General features: G+C 42.8%; 18 protein-coding genes. 3 read left to right on the top strand and 15 right to left on the bottom strand.

Features of this window, described 5'->3' with window-relative positions:
• Nucleotides 1–80: 80 nt before the first annotated feature.
• The 10 genes from avrA to prgH form a co-directional block, all read right to left on the bottom strand.
• Entirely contained in the window at nucleotides 81–989 is a 909-nt protein-coding gene (avrA, locus tag K8W53_RS05060) for a type III secretion system YopJ family effector AvrA (protein ID WP_077944509.1), read from the bottom strand.
• 160 nt (nucleotides 990–1149) lie between these two features.
• Complete coding sequence (gene sprB / locus K8W53_RS05055; RefSeq protein WP_023225048.1) at nucleotides 1150–1905, bottom strand: transcriptional regulator SprB; 756 nt, start codon at nucleotides 1903–1905, stop codon at nucleotides 1150–1152.
• Nucleotides 1906–2289: 384 nt separating this feature from the next.
• Nucleotides 2290–3177 (bottom strand): invasion transcriptional regulator HilC, encoded by an 888-nt coding sequence (gene hilC / locus K8W53_RS05050; protein ID WP_000243998.1) that lies wholly within the window; start codon nucleotides 3175–3177, stop codon nucleotides 2290–2292.
• A 345-nt stretch (nucleotides 3178–3522) separates the two neighbouring features.
• Nucleotides 3523–3975 carry a type III secretion system effector protein OrgC gene (locus K8W53_RS05045; protein WP_058654789.1) on the bottom strand — a complete coding sequence of 151 codons (453 nt, stop codon included), beginning with the start codon at nucleotides 3973–3975 and terminating at the stop codon, nucleotides 3523–3525.
• A gap of 15 nt (nucleotides 3976–3990) precedes the next feature.
• Nucleotides 3991–4662: a type III secretion system linker protein OrgB gene (gene orgB, locus K8W53_RS05040; protein WP_161400175.1), complete on the bottom strand. Its 672-nt coding sequence runs from the start codon at nucleotides 4660–4662 to the stop codon at nucleotides 3991–3993.
• Nucleotides 4619–5218 carry an oxygen-regulated invasion protein OrgA gene (gene orgA, locus K8W53_RS05035; protein WP_077907222.1) on the bottom strand — a complete coding sequence of 200 codons (600 nt, stop codon included), beginning with the start codon at nucleotides 5216–5218 and terminating at the stop codon, nucleotides 4619–4621. The genes orgB and orgA overlap by 44 nt, the downstream gene beginning before the upstream one ends.
• On the bottom strand, nucleotides 5190–5948 hold the full coding sequence (prgK, locus tag K8W53_RS05030; protein ID WP_000621238.1) for a type III secretion system inner membrane ring lipoprotein PrgK: 759 nt from the start codon (nucleotides 5946–5948) through the stop codon (nucleotides 5190–5192). Before prgK ends, orgA begins: the two co-directional genes overlap by 29 nt.
• Entirely contained in the window at nucleotides 5945–6250 is a 306-nt protein-coding gene (prgJ, locus tag K8W53_RS05025) for a type III secretion system inner rod protein PrgJ (protein WP_000020431.1), read from the bottom strand. The genes prgK and prgJ overlap by 4 nt, the downstream gene beginning before the upstream one ends.
• An 18-nt stretch (nucleotides 6251–6268) precedes the next feature.
• Nucleotides 6269–6511, bottom strand: a complete 243-nt coding sequence (gene prgI / locus K8W53_RS05020) for a type III secretion system needle filament protein PrgI (RefSeq protein WP_000235229.1) — start codon at nucleotides 6509–6511, stop codon at nucleotides 6269–6271.
• Between the two features lie 24 nt (nucleotides 6512–6535).
• Nucleotides 6536–7714 (bottom strand): type III secretion system inner membrane ring protein PrgH, encoded by a 1179-nt coding sequence (gene prgH, locus K8W53_RS05015; protein WP_000450196.1) that lies wholly within the window; start codon nucleotides 7712–7714, stop codon nucleotides 6536–6538.
• A gap of 315 nt (nucleotides 7715–8029) precedes the next feature.
• On the opposite strand from prgH, the gene hilD reads away from it, so the two are divergent.
• From hilD to iagB, 3 genes are all read left to right on the top strand, one after another.
• Complete coding sequence (gene hilD / locus K8W53_RS05010) at nucleotides 8030–8959, top strand: transcriptional regulator HilD (RefSeq protein WP_000432699.1); 930 nt, start codon at nucleotides 8030–8032, stop codon at nucleotides 8957–8959.
• A 1089-nt stretch (nucleotides 8960–10048) separates the two neighbouring features.
• On the top strand, nucleotides 10049–11710 hold the full coding sequence (gene hilA / locus K8W53_RS05005; RefSeq protein ID WP_001120085.1) for a transcriptional regulator HilA: 1662 nt from the start codon (nucleotides 10049–10051) through the stop codon (nucleotides 11708–11710).
• A 17-nt stretch (nucleotides 11711–11727) separates the two neighbouring features.
• Nucleotides 11728–12210 carry an SPI-1 type III secretion system invasion protein IagB gene (gene iagB / locus K8W53_RS05000; protein ID WP_023138963.1) on the top strand — a complete coding sequence of 161 codons (483 nt, stop codon included), beginning with the start codon at nucleotides 11728–11730 and terminating at the stop codon, nucleotides 12208–12210.
• A gap of 53 nt (nucleotides 12211–12263) precedes the next feature.
• On the opposite strand, the gene sptP is transcribed toward iagB, so the two are convergent.
• From sptP to sipA, 5 genes are read right to left on the bottom strand one after another with little or no spacing between them, the layout of a single operon-like run.
• Nucleotides 12264–13895: an SPI-1 type III secretion system effector GTPase-activating protein SptP gene (gene sptP / locus K8W53_RS04995; RefSeq protein WP_023181879.1), complete on the bottom strand. Its 1632-nt coding sequence runs from the start codon at nucleotides 13893–13895 to the stop codon at nucleotides 12264–12266.
• Nucleotides 13882–14274: a chaperone SicP gene (gene sicP, locus K8W53_RS04990; RefSeq protein WP_001147851.1), complete on the bottom strand. Its 393-nt coding sequence runs from the start codon at nucleotides 14272–14274 to the stop codon at nucleotides 13882–13884. Before sicP ends, sptP begins: the two co-directional genes overlap by 14 nt.
• 26 nt (nucleotides 14275–14300) lie before the next feature.
• A complete protein-coding gene (locus K8W53_RS04985) occupies nucleotides 14301–14561 on the bottom strand; it encodes a hypothetical protein (protein WP_000692252.1) in 261 nt (86 codons plus the stop codon).
• A gap of 43 nt (nucleotides 14562–14604) precedes the next feature.
• Complete coding sequence (locus tag K8W53_RS04980; protein ID WP_001055579.1) at nucleotides 14605–14853, bottom strand: acyl carrier protein; 249 nt, start codon at nucleotides 14851–14853, stop codon at nucleotides 14605–14607.
• 18 nt (nucleotides 14854–14871) lie between these two features.
• Nucleotides 14872–16929: an SPI-1 type III secretion system effector SipA gene (sipA, locus tag K8W53_RS04975; RefSeq protein WP_023225044.1), complete on the bottom strand. Its 2058-nt coding sequence runs from the start codon at nucleotides 16927–16929 to the stop codon at nucleotides 14872–14874.
• Nucleotides 16930–16946 lie beyond the last annotated feature (17 nt).

Below are 16946 nucleotides of genomic sequence, written 5' to 3'. Positions count from 1 at the left end.
TCAGGAAACATACGGTCATAATATAGAGTAGTCTTATGGCGCTGGAAGTATTTTCTCTGGCAGGCAACCTTATAATTTCATTACGGCTTAAGTAAAGACTTATATTCAGCTATCCTTTTTTTATGAGCGGATATAGAGAGTTTTTTATCGTTTAGCATAACGGCATTGTTATCGAATCGCTCATAAAGCGTTTCATTCTTTTTGTTTACTATACTGCTTCCCGCCGCCGGATTGGCCTCCACATATTCATTTAATCGTTGTACGCCTTGAGTATGTTTGTAAAAACTCACCGGCAGATAGCGGTCTGCTTTATCGGACGGGAGAAAAGGTTCTTCACCACACAGACGTTCACAAATATTATCTTCATGAATTTTTACTAAGTTCATAAATTCAAGCTGAAGTTTTTTGGCGAGCACCAGGCTAAAAATACCGCATTCAGAAGAGCTTCGTTGAATGTCCAGCTCGACCATAGCAAAATAACAATCAGGCAGTTGTTCACGTTCAAGAGCTGCTTTGGTCCTCAACGCCAGTAAAGCAGGTCCAAAAGCGCTACACGCTGCTGGTTCGAACAAAATCACCGATGTCTTTCCGTCCATAACTCTAAAATCGACGACTGAAATATGGATACCTGAACTTCCCATATTTACGAGAAATTGGGCAGATTCAACGCCTTCCATTCTGGTCTCCTTTATAGAGGAAACAAGCTCATGGACTGACATAACAAATTTAAGATTTAACTCTGGATACTTCTTATTGGCCTGTGCAACAAGAAAAGGCATCATTTCGAGATCGGTTTCCTCGTAACTGATATGAATCCAGCTGCCATCTATAATTTCACTTTCCAGACGCTCAACAATACAGGTCAATGCTTCGGTGTTTAGCTCCCCGCTGACGTCAGGCTGAGGCGATAAACTCGCCCCCATATTACGAGCCGTAGGACTTAGCATACTTTTCCCTCCACATGATAGCTCCTGCACCGAAAATATCATCTTTAACTTTTCAGATTCAATATATTGCCCGCAAAAATATGCCTCAATGATTGAGCCAGGCAACCAATCACCTCCAGATGATTATATATACGAATTACTACTCAAAAAATCTTTTTTATAATAAAAGCTCAACACATGGTCATAAATGATAAAAAATATTTTAATGCATTCCTACCGCAATCGGTAACGCGCAATTATCGTCAGGTACAGCAGGGTTATGTGCAAAAGCAGTGCGCTGTAAATGCGCGTCTAGTTTCAGTCCCCGGAACAGCGATAGCGGTGAAGAGTCCATCCCCAAACGATACATAACCTTCTTACGATAAATGCTGACGGTTTTTGTTCCCAGACCAAATTTTTTCGCCAGTTCAATTGCCGGATGTCCCGAGGATAATAATATCAGCAGCGCATATTTCGCCTGAGTGACGCCGGGAGGTAGATTCCACCAGGCGTATTGATTGATATTAAACAATACCTCTTCCGGCGTCTCGCCGGCATTAAAAGCATACGTAGCAGCCACGGTTTTCTTTTGTGGCCTGTGGCAGAAACGCAGCCAGGCTTCCGGAAGACGAAGCTTCTCTCGATCCGAGCGGATAGCGCAGGATAGTTCGTCTTTTAAAACATAATCCATAACGCCAAAATATTGCAGCACACAGCGATCGATATAATACAAGCGATCTGCCACTACCAAAACTTTACGGTTCTGCAACCGCGTCTGCAACGCATGAAAAAGATAAACATGCTCATGCGGGTTCAAAGCTAAAATCAGCCCGGCGTCCGGCATATCGGATAGAGAATGCAAAAGTGCGGTTAATGAGTTACACGTTTTAACGCACTTTTCCGGATATTTTTGCTTAAAAATAGACTGAAGGGCATAACAATTAGTCCAGTTAATACCGTATATAATTACATTTCTCATTTATTTATCCTTTTTTGAAAACTGACCACAGCTTCGGTAATGATTTTTCTTCCTGGGCGACTACTGCGCAAGTAGATAACGCCTTCTTACTACAAAGGTAATAAGACCAGATACGTTATTACATGCGCAATGTCGTTACCGAAATGAATTCCTTTTACAAATCTGATAATGATTAAATTTGCTGTTTTACTTTACTGTAATCTCTTAGAGTACAACCATTGCCCGGCGCCTGGCGGCCATGTATGTCTGACAATGAACGCTTTCGATTCCCTTTCATTAACTATATATCACTGGTGTAGCGATACTGAAATATACACTACGATTAAAAAAATATTTGGTATCTGTAACGCAAACAGATAGTAACGTTTAAAATAATTTCACAAATCAATGGTTCATCGTACGCATAAAGCTAAGCGGTGTAATCTTAAAATGCCGTTTAAAAATAGCGATAAAATAAGAAGGCGTATCATAGCCACACATCGTCGCGACTTGTGAAATATTTCCAGCACCCATACGTAATAATTTTATAGCCTGATTCATACGAGCATCTAGGTATATTTTGCTAAAACTCACCTCTTCAGCGGCCAGTTTTCGCTTCAGACTTGATACGCTCATAAACAGCTTTCCTGCCACCTCAGCCTGTGACCATTTGCGGGTGAGATCGCTGATAATAATGTTATAAACTTTCTCTTTTGTCGTAATTTTTATTGCTCGCTCAAGGAAGTCAAACCCACCGGGCTTACGTACAAATGCCGATATAAGATACATCAATGAGAAATATGAATAATCATGATCATCAATACTCACGTTACTACAAACCCGTGGACATGCCACACCATGCAAAATAGAGTCAAAAGTATCACTCATCCCTGGCAACAAGTCCGCATGAAAAAAATACTTTGGTTTCGTTTTTAATGATAGCTCTCGATCATTATAGTTTCTTGTACTGTAAAAAACTTTGTAGAATTTTTGCATTAAGTCATAGGAAACTTCCAGTGAAGAAAAATCAATATGCCCTTCTATTTCGCTCATACTAAGAGTGATTGTTTGATCTTTTTCCAATAAAAATAAACACGGCGCAGATTGTTCGATGAACTCCCCAAATTCGTTTTCAATTCGCAAACTGCCTTTATTAAGTTTAAATAATAAGCAGTTTGCGACATAATAGTCTCTTACGTCAGCTAATCCATTTATTAATGGAAATTTGTTCGGCTGTTGAAGGTGATTATTGCTAATGGCCTCAACTGATTTATTCATTGAAGGCAATACCATATTTTATCCTGTGTGCTATAAGGAACTCAAAATCGTTATATTCTTATAAACAAATAATTAAAACTCACAGAGATGATTTAAATCCGATTTTTTTATTATTATAGCCAATAATTACATTCCAACGCGCGTTCATTTCGTCACAAAAAGATACTCTTACAAACTTTATGCACAATTTTGTAATGGAAGCTTACAATATTAATATAATCATTTCAGAATAAAACGCCTGGTAGATACCTTAATAATCCATATACATCAATAAGATAGATACACTGGCATGGTGCATTTTCTGCATTATTTGCTAATATATACACCATACCTTATCACAAATCGCCAGCAATGGGGGGTTCACCAGTCAATTGCCTCTTTGTTTTCCCCGCCCGATAAAATAATCTCCTGCATCCAGGAGGTCATTTGTAACTGTGCATTCAATGTACCAACTAATACCCCGTTTAAAGCCTCATATAAATGGGTGCCCGGTTCAACTTTTGCTAACATGTTTTGTAGCATAGCCGTTTGCTGCTCAAAAGAAACAAAAGCCGAATCACCACTTTTAGGATCTTTGAAGGCATTCATCTCCTGATAAATGCTATCTTTAAGCGTTTCAGAAGAGGCTGACTCAGGAAGCGCCAAAAGTCGTTGGTAGAATGCATCATAAAGATCAACGTCGCCGCCATTGCTTAAAGGCGCGCTATCCACATTATTCAGCATAGCGGCCCTGGCACTCAACGAAACCACACCCGTCGCTTCAGTATCCGCTGTCGGGACCAAATAAGAAGTCGGAATCGTACCCGGTATCACCTTATAACCTCCATTTTACAATGCTTGCGTTTTTGTCTTCCATTCATCAATAAGTGCGTTAATGGCTTTATCAGAAATTGTCCGGCAGTCTTGTGGTAGTTCATCAAGATGATGCTTAATGACGCCTACTGCCGTTTCAACAAATTGTTCAGGTGAAAATTCTGCGATCTGATCGCCGCAACTCATGATAAAGCGCTGTTCCTGATGATATTTAAGATTAAAAGTGCCAGGCCAGTTCTCCATAAGCAACACCATCAGTTTTTGGTGATCTTTTTTCGCATTAACTGGTAGTGTTAAAAAAAGTTGCCCCTCAGGCTTATCGAAATCCCTTAGCCACTCATCCAGGACGGTTAAAAGCGTTTCGGGATGGTCGACCGCAGCTGAAAATAACTCGCGGGCATAAATCTGTATTTTTTCCATCCACTTCCAGGCCATTGTCTGATTATCAGTAAGATAAGCGGCGACCTGCTGTAACGCGTCTATCATTCCCTGCTCGTAACCTTCCTGATAGGCGTACATCCGCAAGGTCTTTGCCTCTTCTTCCGCCTCTCGCAAAATACGCTTAGCCCGTTGATGCGCCTGCTGTTCTAATCTTTCAATAGAGAAATAACGTTCCAGCGTTTTACGCTTTATCAGTATCCCCTCAACAGGCGAAAGCGGGGACGGAATTGGGATATTTTTGAGCATATTGTAAGGCCAGTAGCAAAATTGACATTTCTACAGCATCCTGCTTCGATGCCTCCTCAATAAATGGAGGAAAAAGCAAAGGAAAACGCTGTGCTAAAGATTCAGGTAAAAATTCATTCAGGGCATTTAACTGTGCATACCCGACGCTAAGTAAAAACTGGTGATTCGGCGCCTTATTGCAGACAGATAAACTTGTTCCCTGATGCATTGCCAAAAATGCTTGCGCCCAATCCGGCAGGCCAAGCAAGGCTCCCTGCCTTGCCAGATCGGCTCTCAGTTTATGGCAACCGAGTAAATACGCTACTTGCGGCAGTCGGCGCCACTGACGCAGCCACAGCTGCGTCAGTGAGTTTTGAATACACTCCTTTTCTCCGTTCTTAAGCCGCCATGCCGCCAGTATTAACTCATTTGCCGCCGCCCTGGCGGCGGGTCTGACAATCATTTCCGGCGCTATCTGCAATCGCTGAGGATGGATATACGATAACGGATCAAAAATGATTCTTTGCCAGATAATGGGTAATGGCTGCCTATTCATTTGACGATTTCGCCTTATCATCAGCCGTTATGCCTTTCTTATTGCGGGCATAATGGTTTTTGTAATACCAGACGCCAAAGCCTGCTGACATCACGGATAACAAAATAATCAACACAATCCAACTGGTTGCAAAAGAATTACGTTTTACTGGTGTGCCGGGAGCCTGTAATTGGGCATCAGAACGTTCTGACAACACAACAGAAATGTTGTCATAATCCACATCGGCAAAACTATTCTTTAAGAAACGCTTGATATCGCTGATCTGATGCGCAAGCGGCGAACCTCGTTCATATACGGCTAATGCCGACAGATGAACAGGTTTTGGCGGGCGGCCATTTTCACCAGCATCAATATCATAACTAATATGGACCCTGGCGGAGAGCACGCCCTCCATCGTCTGTAATGACTGTTCCAGTCGCTGTTCAATAGCCGAATATAACCTGGCCTTTTCAGCTCGCGGAGACGATACCAGCGAATCCGCCGGGAACATCTGCGCTATTTCCACCCGTGGCCGGGGAGGAAGCTGATAAGTTTTAATCCAGTACACCGCAGCGGTAAAATCAGGCTCAGCAACAGTAATGCTATAGCCCAATTTTCCGCTATCAATTTTATTCGCCTCTATATTGTGCATTTGCAGAACGGCAATGACCTCATTAGCCTGTTCCTGGTCCAGTCCTTTTAAAAGATCCTTATCCTTACAGCCGGCAAGGGTCATTACCAGCAGAAAGGTATATAGATATCGACGAATCATGAGCGTAATAGCGTTTCAACAGCCCCGACTCCTTTACGAGTAAGGGTACTTACCATAGAAACATACAGGTTATAATCTGAAATCATCTCTTGCGAAATAGCCAGCTCTTTAGGATCCGTCACCAGATTAGGGTCCTCAATCCTGTTGGTAATCGTCTGTTTATCCACAGCCGTGGCAATCGCCGAACCAGAAAAAGCCTGGAGTAGCCGGTCATCCAGCGAGACAATGTCCGTTTCCATAGACCTGATATTGACCGCCTGCCCTATAACGGCATTCTCAGGGACAATAGTTGCAATCGACATAATCCACCTTATAACTGATTAACGGAAGTTCTGAATAATGGCAGCATCAATATCCTTAAAGACTTTTACCGTGTTCGATTGCGCGTTACGGTACAAGTTATATTCCGAGAGCTTACTCTGATACGCCGCCAGTAGCGCCGGATCGGAGGGTTTTGCTGCTAATTTATCCAGCGCATCTGTTACCTGCGTTTGTAGATCCTGAACGCCCGTATCAAATTTTGCTGAGACGTCATCCAGATAGCCTGACCAAGGTGTTGCCATAATGACTTCCTTATTTGCGTTAAATTAAAGTGGGCTTGGGAAATACCAATGGCCTGGGCTCATTTTGATATAACCTTCCGCCCCGTACTGAAATGAGCGCCCCTTGAGCCAGTCATCTTTTAATTCGATCGCAAACTGCACATAGCGTCCTCCCCATGTGCGGTAATAGCTATCGACAAATTGACGGGCTCTGAGTATTTCTACATCATCGAGCGCCCCCTGAATAACAAACGTTACGCCCCCCTTATGATTCCTGCGGGAATAAGGTAACGCCTGCTGTTTTAGCCCCGCTTCCGCCTGGCCTGCGGCGGTAACATCGTCCATCAACGTGATGTTAACCGAATCCGCGTAAGGCATTAGCGCTCTCAGCTTTTGACTTAACACCTCGAGCTCTTTCTTGCTCATCGTGTTTCGCTGGCGGCTTAGCCAGAAAACGGGTTTACGCGGCTCATCGAAATGAAGCCGATAATAAGCCAGCTGCGGATAATAGGTATCCAGCCAGGTAGAGATACGCTTATTTTCTTCGTTTTCGTTAATCACTCGCGCATTTTTATCATAATCGCCCCTCGCTAAAACCTGACGAGCCCACAGCGTATCTCTTTCATTTTGCGCAGCGACATAGAGCATTTTGTCCCGTCCTGGCAACACCTGAAAGCGCTCCTTCTCCTGCCCCAATAACGAATCGAGCTCTGCGGCCTGCCGCTGCGGCGAGTTAAGTATCCATAACGTCCCCACCGTCCCAATTCCCAATATAAAAAACCCGGCCAGTGCGGCTACAATTCCGTTTTTAAAACGCGGCTCGTTCTTTTTTGCAGACGTTTCTAACTTCTCTGGCTGCTCGGGCACCCACGGCTCGCTTTCCGGGCGAATCAGGATAAGCAATTCACCGACCTGTATTGGCGTATTTAATTGCACCGAACGAGATTCAGAATTTCCTTCTTTCAGCTCATGGAGTATAATTTCGGTCGCATCCGTATCCACCTGGATTTCAAAATTTACTCCGCCATGGTCCAGCGGGATAAAAAAGCTATCGGCAGGTATATCAGGGAGTTGGCCTGAAGCAGTGAGCGCATCACTCTGACCTACCACAAAGAGTGTTCGGCCTGTCAGCAATGGAAACTCACAGCCGTTCAGTGAGCTGTTAAGTAATCGAACTATGTATGGCCCAGGGCTTGTTATCGTCTTCTCTTTTGATGTTTCCATATATACTGTTAGCGATGTCTGTCGTTCTCGATAGCAGCAGATTACCGCACAGGACACAGGGATTCCTGATGAAAATAGAATGAAAAGTGAGAAATAAAATCAATTTATTCTGTATAATGCGTCTCAACACATATTAAAAGAACCATCATCCCCATTGGGGCTTAAACTACTGTAGATAAATTACCCAAATTTGGGTTCTTTTGGTGTAACAATCAGACCATTGCCAACACACGCTAATAAAGAGCATTTACAACTCAGATTTTTTCAGTAGGATACCAGTAAGGAACATTAAAATAACATCAACAAAGGGATAATATGGAAAATGTAACCTTTGTAAGTAATAGTCATCAGCGTCCTGCCGCAGATAACTTACAGAAATTAAAATCACTTTTGACAAATACCCGGCAGCAAATTAAAAGTCAGACTCAGCAGGTTACCATCAAAAATCTTTATGTAAGCAGTTTCACTTTAGTTTGCTTTCGGAGCGGTAAACTGACGATTAGCAATAATCACGATACGATTTACTGTGACGAACCTGGGATGTTGGTGCTCAAAAAAGAGCAGGTAGTTAACGTGACGCTTGAAGAGGTCAATGGCCACATGGATTTCGATATACTCGAGATACCGACGCAACGACTTGGCGCTCTCTATGCACTTATCCCAAACGAGCAGCAAACCAAAATGGCGGTACCCACAGAGAAAGCGCAGAAAATTTTCTATACGCCTGACTTTCCTGCCAGAAGAGAGGTATTTGAACATCTGAAAACGGCGTTCTCCTGTACGAAGGATACAAGCAAAGGTTGCAGTAACTGTAACAACAAGAGTTGTATTGAAAATGAAGAGTTAATTCCTTATTTTCTGCTGTTCCTGCTTACTGCTTTTCTCCGACTCCCGGAGAGTTATGAGATCATCCTTAGCTCGGCTCAGATAACGTTAAAGGAGCGCGTTTACAACATTATATCTTCGTCACCCAGTAGACAGTGGAAGCTTACGGATGTTGCCGATCATATATTTATGAGTACGTCAACGCTCAAACGGAAACTTGCAGAAGAAGGTACCAGCTTTAGCGACATCTACTTATCGGCAAGAATGAATCAGGCAGCAAAACTTTTACGCATAGGCAACCATAATGTTAATGCTGTAGCATTAAAATGTGGTTATGACAGCACGTCCTACTTCATTCAATGTTTCAAAAAATATTTTAAAACTACGCCATCGACATTCATAAAAATGGCGAACCATTAACATTTTTTGTATCTGTCACTCAAGTAAAGATTTTTATTAAAATTGTAATAATTTAAAATTCAGACTGCGCATTAACACGCTATATCAGGATGGGAGGCTATTTAATATCATTGTTCTGTCCGGAAGACAGCTTATACTGATATCTCTGGTAATTTAAAGTAAGGCTGATTATATAACACGATTTTTGTGAACTTGTCATCGCTATGATGACTGGTAAACCGATATTGCCTTATTCACAGCGTAAGAATTCGTCCAGATGACACTATCTCCTTCCGGCTTTAACCCTGTGGATTAAGGCCGGCATTTTATTCATATTTATACATCATCCGTTCCCTATGAGAACTATTTGCCTGAACGGTCTACACCGAAACAGTCACGCTTGTTAGCTTTCTGCCAGGCATACCTCTTCTCTTCCTCCTGATATCGATATAATGCCTGGGGGCCAGCCTGAGGATGATACTGCTCATAACCCCCCTGCCTTTTTGACGCTATAGCTGAAAGGAGTAAAGAAAAGACGATATCATTATTTTGCAAAAAAATATAAAAATAAGCGCACCATTAAAAACAGTCTTTCATTTATATTTTGACACCTAAGACAAATTACACTCTTAAACTTCCAACGAATGGTCATTTAGTGGAAATCTTCGAGAAAAATGGTTCTGATGGTGTAATTATCAGACCATTAACCATGAAGATATAATAAGCAGCATTTACACCCCCAAAAAATGCAGTAAGATAGCTACAAAACTAATCTCTATTGCAATGAGGCCAAGTTAAATATGTAAATATTTAGATGCCCGGCGCTGACTCTCTGCTCCAGGATATACGACAGCGTCCATTCGATAATCACGGTTAGTTATAACAATATTATTACCAACATGTCAGTTATTTAAAGCACAGGCATAAGCTAAATAATCAAATGTTAAAAACATATAAACCCGAGCCCGTACAATATGACATTAAGCTCATAATAAAAGCTCAACCTGACCGTTAGTACTAACAGCAGAATTACTGAAACAGTAGATTCTATCCTAACGACTTGTATTAGCTATTATAACTTTTCACCCTGTAAGAGAATACACTATTATCATGCCACATTTTAATCCTGTTCCTGTATCGAATAAAAAATTCGTCTTTGATGATTTCATACTCAACATGGACGGCTCCCTGCTACGCTCAGAAAAGAAAGTCAATATTCCGCCAAAAGAATATGCCGTTCTGGTCATCCTGCTCGAAGCCGCCGGCGAGATTGTGAGTAAAAACACCTTACTGGACCAGGTATGGGGCGACGCGGAAGTTAACGAAGAATCTCTTACCCGCTGTATTTATGCCTTACGACGTATTCTGTCGGAAGATAAAGAGCATCGTTACATTGAAACACTGTACGGACAGGGCTATCGGTTTAATCGTCCGGTCGTAGTGGTGTCTCCGCCAGCGCCGCAACCTACGACTCATACATTGGCGATACTTCCTTTTCAGATGCAGGATCAGGTTCAATCCGAGAGTCTGCATTACTCTATCGTGAAGGGATTATCGCAGTATGCGCCCTTTGGCCTGAGCGTGCTGCCGGTGACCATTACGAAGAACTGCCGTAGTGTTAAGGATATTCTCGAGCTCATGGATCAATTACGCCCCGATTATTATATCTCCGGGCAGATGATACCCGATGGTAATGATAACATTGTACAGATCGAGATAGTTCGGGTTAAAGGTTATCACCTGCTGCACCAGGAAAGCATTAAGTTGATAGAACACCAACCCGCTTCTCTCTTGCAAAACAAAATTGCGAATCTTTTGCTCAGATGTATTCCCGGACTTCGCTGGGACACAAAGCAGATTAGCGAGCTAAATTCGATTGACAGTACTATGGTTTACTTACGCGGTAAGCATGAGTTAAATCAATACACCCCCTATAGCTTACAGCAAGCGCTTAAATTGCTGACTCAATGCGTTAACATGTCGCCAAACAGCATTGCGCCTTACTGTGCGCTGGCAGAATGCTACCTCAGCATGGCGCAAATGGGGATTTTTGATAAACAAAATGCCATGATAAAAGCTAAAGAACATGCGATTAAGGCGACAGAGCTGGACCACAATAATCCACAAGCTTTAGGATTACTGGGGCTAATTAATACGATTCATTCAGAATACATCGTCGGGAGTTTGCTATTCAAACAAGCTAACTTACTTTCGCCCATCTCTGCAGATATTAAATATTATTATGGCTGGAATCTTTTCATGGCTGGTCAGTTGGAGGAGGCCTTACAAACGATTAACGAGTGTTTAAAATTGGATCCAACGCGCGCAGCCGCAGGGATCACTAAGCTGTGGATTACCTATTATCATACCGGTATTGATGATGCTATACGTTTAGGCGATGAATTACGCTCACAACACTTGCAGGATAATCCAATATTATTAAGTATGCAGGTTATGTTCCTTTCGCTTAAAGGTAAACATGAACTGGCACGAAAATTAACTAAAGAAATATCCACGCAGGAAATAACAGGGCTTATTGCTGTTAATCTTCTTTATGCTGAATACTGTCAGAATAGTGAGCGTGCCTTACCGACGATAAGAGAGTTTCTGGAAAGCGAACAGCGTATTGATAATAATCCGGGATTATTACCGTTAGTGCTGGTTGCCCACGGCGAAGCTATTGCCGAGAAAATGTGGAATAAATTTAAAAACGAAGACAATATTTGGTTCAAAAGATGGAAACAGGATCCCCGCTTGATTAAATTACGGTAAAATCTGAGAGAGGAGATATGCATTATTTTTTTATCATCGTAATCTGGTTGCTTAGCATAAATACAGCATGGGCTGATTGCTGGCTTCAGGCTGAAAAAATGTTCAATATTGAATCCGAGCTACTTTACGCTATCGCCCAGCAGGAATCAGCGATGAAACCTGGCGCCATTGGTCATAACCGAGATGGTTCAACCGATCTTGGCCTGATGCAAATTAACAGCTTCCATATGAAAAGGCTGAAAAAAATGGGGATTAGTGAAAAACAGTTGTTACAGGATCCCTGCATTTCTGTCATTGTGGGCGCATCCATTTTATCAGATATGATGAAAATCTACGGTTATAGCTGGGAGGCCGTTGGCGCTTATAATGCGGGGACGTCACCGAAACGATCGGATATAAGGAAACGTTATGCTAAAAAAGTTTGGGAGAATTACAGAAAATTAAAAGGGATGTCAGCAGAAGAGAAAAACAAAAGACTTTCTATCGCGGTAAACAAATAATGAGACAGGAATAGCTTACTTTCAGATAGTTCTAAAAGTAAGCTATATTTTTATCAGCTTGCCGTCGTCATAAGCAACTGGGCTTGCATTGCTTTTAGTTGTACAAACTGTGAGGCGTCTTCCAGCATTCTATTGTTCCGTGAATCCCGGAAATCTGCACGTACCTGCTCCAGATTACTATGAGGATTATCCTTAAGTACAAGGGCCGCCGCCATCGTTCCGGTTCTTCCCACTCCGCCCAGACAATGAATCATCGGTAAATGCTTATCTGATGAACTACGCCCCGGCGCGCCATTTTGGTTACTATTTTTCACAATATCCGCCAGGTATTCTAACTGATTAGTAGACGGTAACGGCTGGTGATCTGGCCAATTTTTGACATGTAATACCGGGATTGTATACTGCTTTTCTCCGCAGGACAGTTGCATATTGTATTGGTCTACCGCACCTCCCTGACTGGCTGAGCTCACTTTTTGGCTGTTGGTATGCACCTCGCCAAAGGTGTAGCTCCCTCTGAAATAGGGTGGTAATTGTTTTGCCTGCATCTGATCTTCCGACGTTAACACCACCAGGCACGAGCATTCTTTTTCAAGAAGCATTTTCATATGCGCTTCCAGCGCGTCCGGCGTATTTTTTGGGTACGAACCGGCTAATGCCACAGGCTTACCGTCAAAAGTTAACGTATTCACTGGCACAGGCATTCCATCGCTCAGTTTCACCTGGGTTTGCTGATTAATTGGAATGCTGCTGACCGCAAACCGTGCCAGGCCCAGTGTCGGTCCGCTCATCGTCTGTGGCATTGGCGCGCCGGCTTTTATTTTCTCAAGTTCAGCTGTAACGTTTTTCAGTTCTTTAGCAATAACGTGAATTTTTTTTACAGCCTGGGTTAATTCATGGGTAGAGGCTTTATCAATCCACCTCTCAACCACTCCCCCACAGGTTCCCCATTGTGAGAACCTGTCTGCTCCTATCTGAATATTTGTTAACGTTGTAACATAATCATTAAGTTGTTTAGCCTCTGGAATTTTATTTAAATTCTGTAAATTCGTCATTAATGAACGCAGCGGGCCGTTACCTGAAGCCATCTCCTGGAAGTTTTCTCGCAGGCTATTTCCATCCATTTGTTCCAGTTGCGGTAATGTTCTTTTAAGTCCCTTTAGCGCGATATCGAGTAAAGGTTGCTTACTTTCTGCTCCAACATCGTTATTTTTTTCTGCCACTTTTGTATCGCCGCCTTTTATGACTAAAGCGGCATTCCTGACACCAACATTATCCTTGCTATTAATAAGGTTTATAAACCCTTCGTCAGCAGCTTTTACACACTCCGTGATCTGCACTGCTAAACGTTGGGTAAGGGGTTTGTTCATATTTATACGGGACATTAACAGTGCGTCATTAACCGCTGTTTCCCCATATTTTTCCGTTAGTGCATGGAGAAATGTCTGTAAAATCTTTTGGTCCTGTACTCTGATATTTTCCGTATGTTTTTGCACCACTTCAGTGTTTTTAAATAACGGCATTTTTCCAAGCCAGGTTAATACTTTTGACGAAAATTTTTCAGGCGCAACATATGCCTTATCAGTATTTTCCTTAGCAATATAAAGTCGGGCATCATTCGACACACCAACTTTTGAAAACGAAGACAACGTTAAATTATTCAATTTTCTCTCCTCATACTTTAGCATATTCCTGCAGTATGTTTTTGAGCGCTTCCTGCTGATTCACAAATGACTCAAGCTGCGATATAATATGGTAAGTATTTGTCAGATCGGTAATTGCATGTATAAACAACAACGTCTCTGCAGCATCAATATACGCTAACGTACCTTCATTATTCGCAGCCAGTTCACCATTAATCACCATAATCTGCCGCCAGATAGAATCGCCACAAACAGGCGATAACGGTATAATCATACCGTTCAATAACCAGATATCATCTTTAGCTTCAATAGACGTAAAAATATCGCTATCGAGTAGTAATAAGCACTGATTGTTGTCGTCAAAAGTGAGCGGTAAACCCAATTTCTCACCAATATTAGCGATAATATCCTGGTGTGCTTGCAATTTACTTTCCTCTTGAATTATATCTTTTATAAGATTGCTTCTTCAAATTTAATCTGGTTACATGATGTTTTGATGCATTTTCGCGCCCATCGCCGGGCGCAATATTTCTCTCCTTTAATCCAGTAGAATAGCCATTCACTACGCATCGGAACACATATCAGCAGCTCCTTCGGATCATTTTCAACATGACGTAACTTGCCTTTAATAACAAAACGCGAACTGTCAGCAATATCATCATATATTGCAGCCATACCTGAACCGGGTACTACATGTGTGATGATTTTCATAACAATTAATCTTGTTCAATTGTTGTCGAGCGAGAGAAAAATACTACACCCTGGACTCAAGACTTTTTTTAACAACACGACATATATCCGCAAAGGTCGTCATATCAGGAAGATCGTTTTCATTACAACTAATGTCAAACTCCTCACTAAGACCAAATACAATATCAATTAAATCCAATGAGTCAGCGTAAAGATCCTCAACCAGATGGGTCTGACCATTGATACTATCAACATCAACGGCAATACAGGAGGTGATCACTTTTTTGACTCTTGCTTCAATATCCATATTCATCGCATCTTTCCCGGTTAATTAACGCTGCATGTGCAAGCCATCAACGGTAGTAATAACCCGATCCACGCCAGGTTTATTCAGGTATGACTCGTAAGCCGGGCCAGCTCGCCAGCTGCCGTCTCCGATAAGGCCGTCCAGCACATTACTTAACACATAGTCAGTTTCCCCTTTTAGCCTGGTCAGCCCCGCCTCTCTGGCAAACTGCTGTGCAATCTCAGCCAGTTTTTCTTTTTGTGGATGATGAGTAATGACCTCTTTAAGCGTATCCATTTTCGCTTTCAATTCTGGGTGCTTGTCAATATCGCTACATTGCGCTTTCAACGCTGCACTCTTTATCGTGTCATTGGGTAATATTTCCGCACGCAAGCCGTCAAACGCTCTGCGTACAGGAAACGGTGTAGAGGCATCCGGCTCCAGGGCTTTACGTATCACCCCCAAAAACGTCTCACGGGCGTCGAAATGCATTGAATGCATATTCGTAACGCTCGGTACTGTTGAGAGGAAACTATTTTGCTTAAACTTCAAACCAGAAAATGGGCCAGTCTTATCTGTCTGGCTATTATCATTATCGGTCGTACCGGCTTTATTACCTGTAATTACCGTCGAGTCTGATTGTAAGGTATCGATTTTAACATTCTCGACGCCAGCCAGTTGACTGGCAAGCGGCTTCACATTCACAATCTCTGCCGTCTGGCTTTGCTGTTTATTATCATCAACGCCGTGCACCGTGGCCTGTACAGGCTTGCCGATAATGTTCTTGCTGGTTACGCCATCAACTTCATCAAAAGAGGGTGTTTCACCCGTAGTGCCCTTTTCTGACGTGACCACCTTTCCATCTTTACTTTCGGATGAAGAATTGGTCACAGCCTCTGCCGTCGCATGAGCCGTGACGTCAATTTTACCCGCGATGCCATGGTCAATTGCCCCTGTGCTGGCGCTGTGTGCCGTCTCCGTTTGATGCGTAGTCGAATCCACACGCGAATGACTATGACTTACGTTACTGCTGTTAGTCGAATGGTGTGACTCGCCATGGCGTTGGCTGTTATCAATAAATGTTCGGCTATTATCAATCGTCTTCCGGCTATTATCATGGTTGCTATTATCGATATGGCGCTGGCTATTATCGACATGGCTTCGGCTATTGTTAATATGCTTACTGTTATCCACGCTATGGCTACTGCTATCAATATTAATATTGATATTAATACCCGTAGGTTCTGCTTTTTTCCCACCATCAGGTACTGGTCCAGCCGCAGGTTCCGGAATTTTAGGGTCAGGCAGTTTATCTGCAGGAATTTGTGCAAAAACATTACGTAGCAGCAGGGGTATCAACGTTTGCGTTTCAAGGTGCCGGGCTTCCCGTCCTACGCTGGTACCCTGCTCTTGCGTTAATTTTTGGTGGCACATATCAAGCGCCTCAACCGCCTTCGCCGCCGCTTTGTCAACAAGCTGCGTAAGACTGCTGCGGGTTAACGGATCCAACGTACAGCCAAAGTTATGTTCAATGCAGCTGGCAATATAGGGCATCACCTCCTGCATAACAAGATTCGTCGATAATTTACTTAATTCACCGCCAGTGTTATTTTTGATGATATCTAACAGCTGCTTTTCCAGGTTTTCCAGCTTCGCTTCCGCTTTCTTTGTTTCTGGCAGCCATGGCCCAAAAGCTGACTTTTCTTTCAGGCCATCTTTTATGATTTGCGCGGTATACTCTGCCCCCACCTTCATCAGTAGCGTCTTCGCCGCAGGAGAATCACTGGTGGCGTTGAGCGCTGAACGAAAGAGCCCGGCAAACTCCATTATCGCTTTCTTACCGGCGACATTATTTGAATTGGTAAAAACTTCTTTTAACGCCTCAGCGTCTTTCCCGCATTTAAACAACGCATCCAGACTCGCCTGTTTGATCAGCGCGGGAAAATCTTCCAGTTGCGGGCCTCTAATTTCCCCTGACAGCGTCGTTGTGGCACTTTCTCTGACTGCGGAAAGATTCGCCGCAAGATTCGTGGCCTGCGTTTTGATCTCGGCCTGCATACCTGGCATTATGACGGGGGGCTGAGTCCTTACACTTGTAACCATTATTAATATCCTCTTCT

Source organism: Salmonella sp. A29-2, assembly GCF_020150755.1.
Taxonomy (GTDB): Bacteria; Pseudomonadota; Gammaproteobacteria; order Enterobacterales; family Enterobacteriaceae; genus Salmonella; species Salmonella enterica.
Note: the sequence above shows the minus strand (reverse complement) of the source record. Positions and strands in the feature narration are given on the sequence as shown.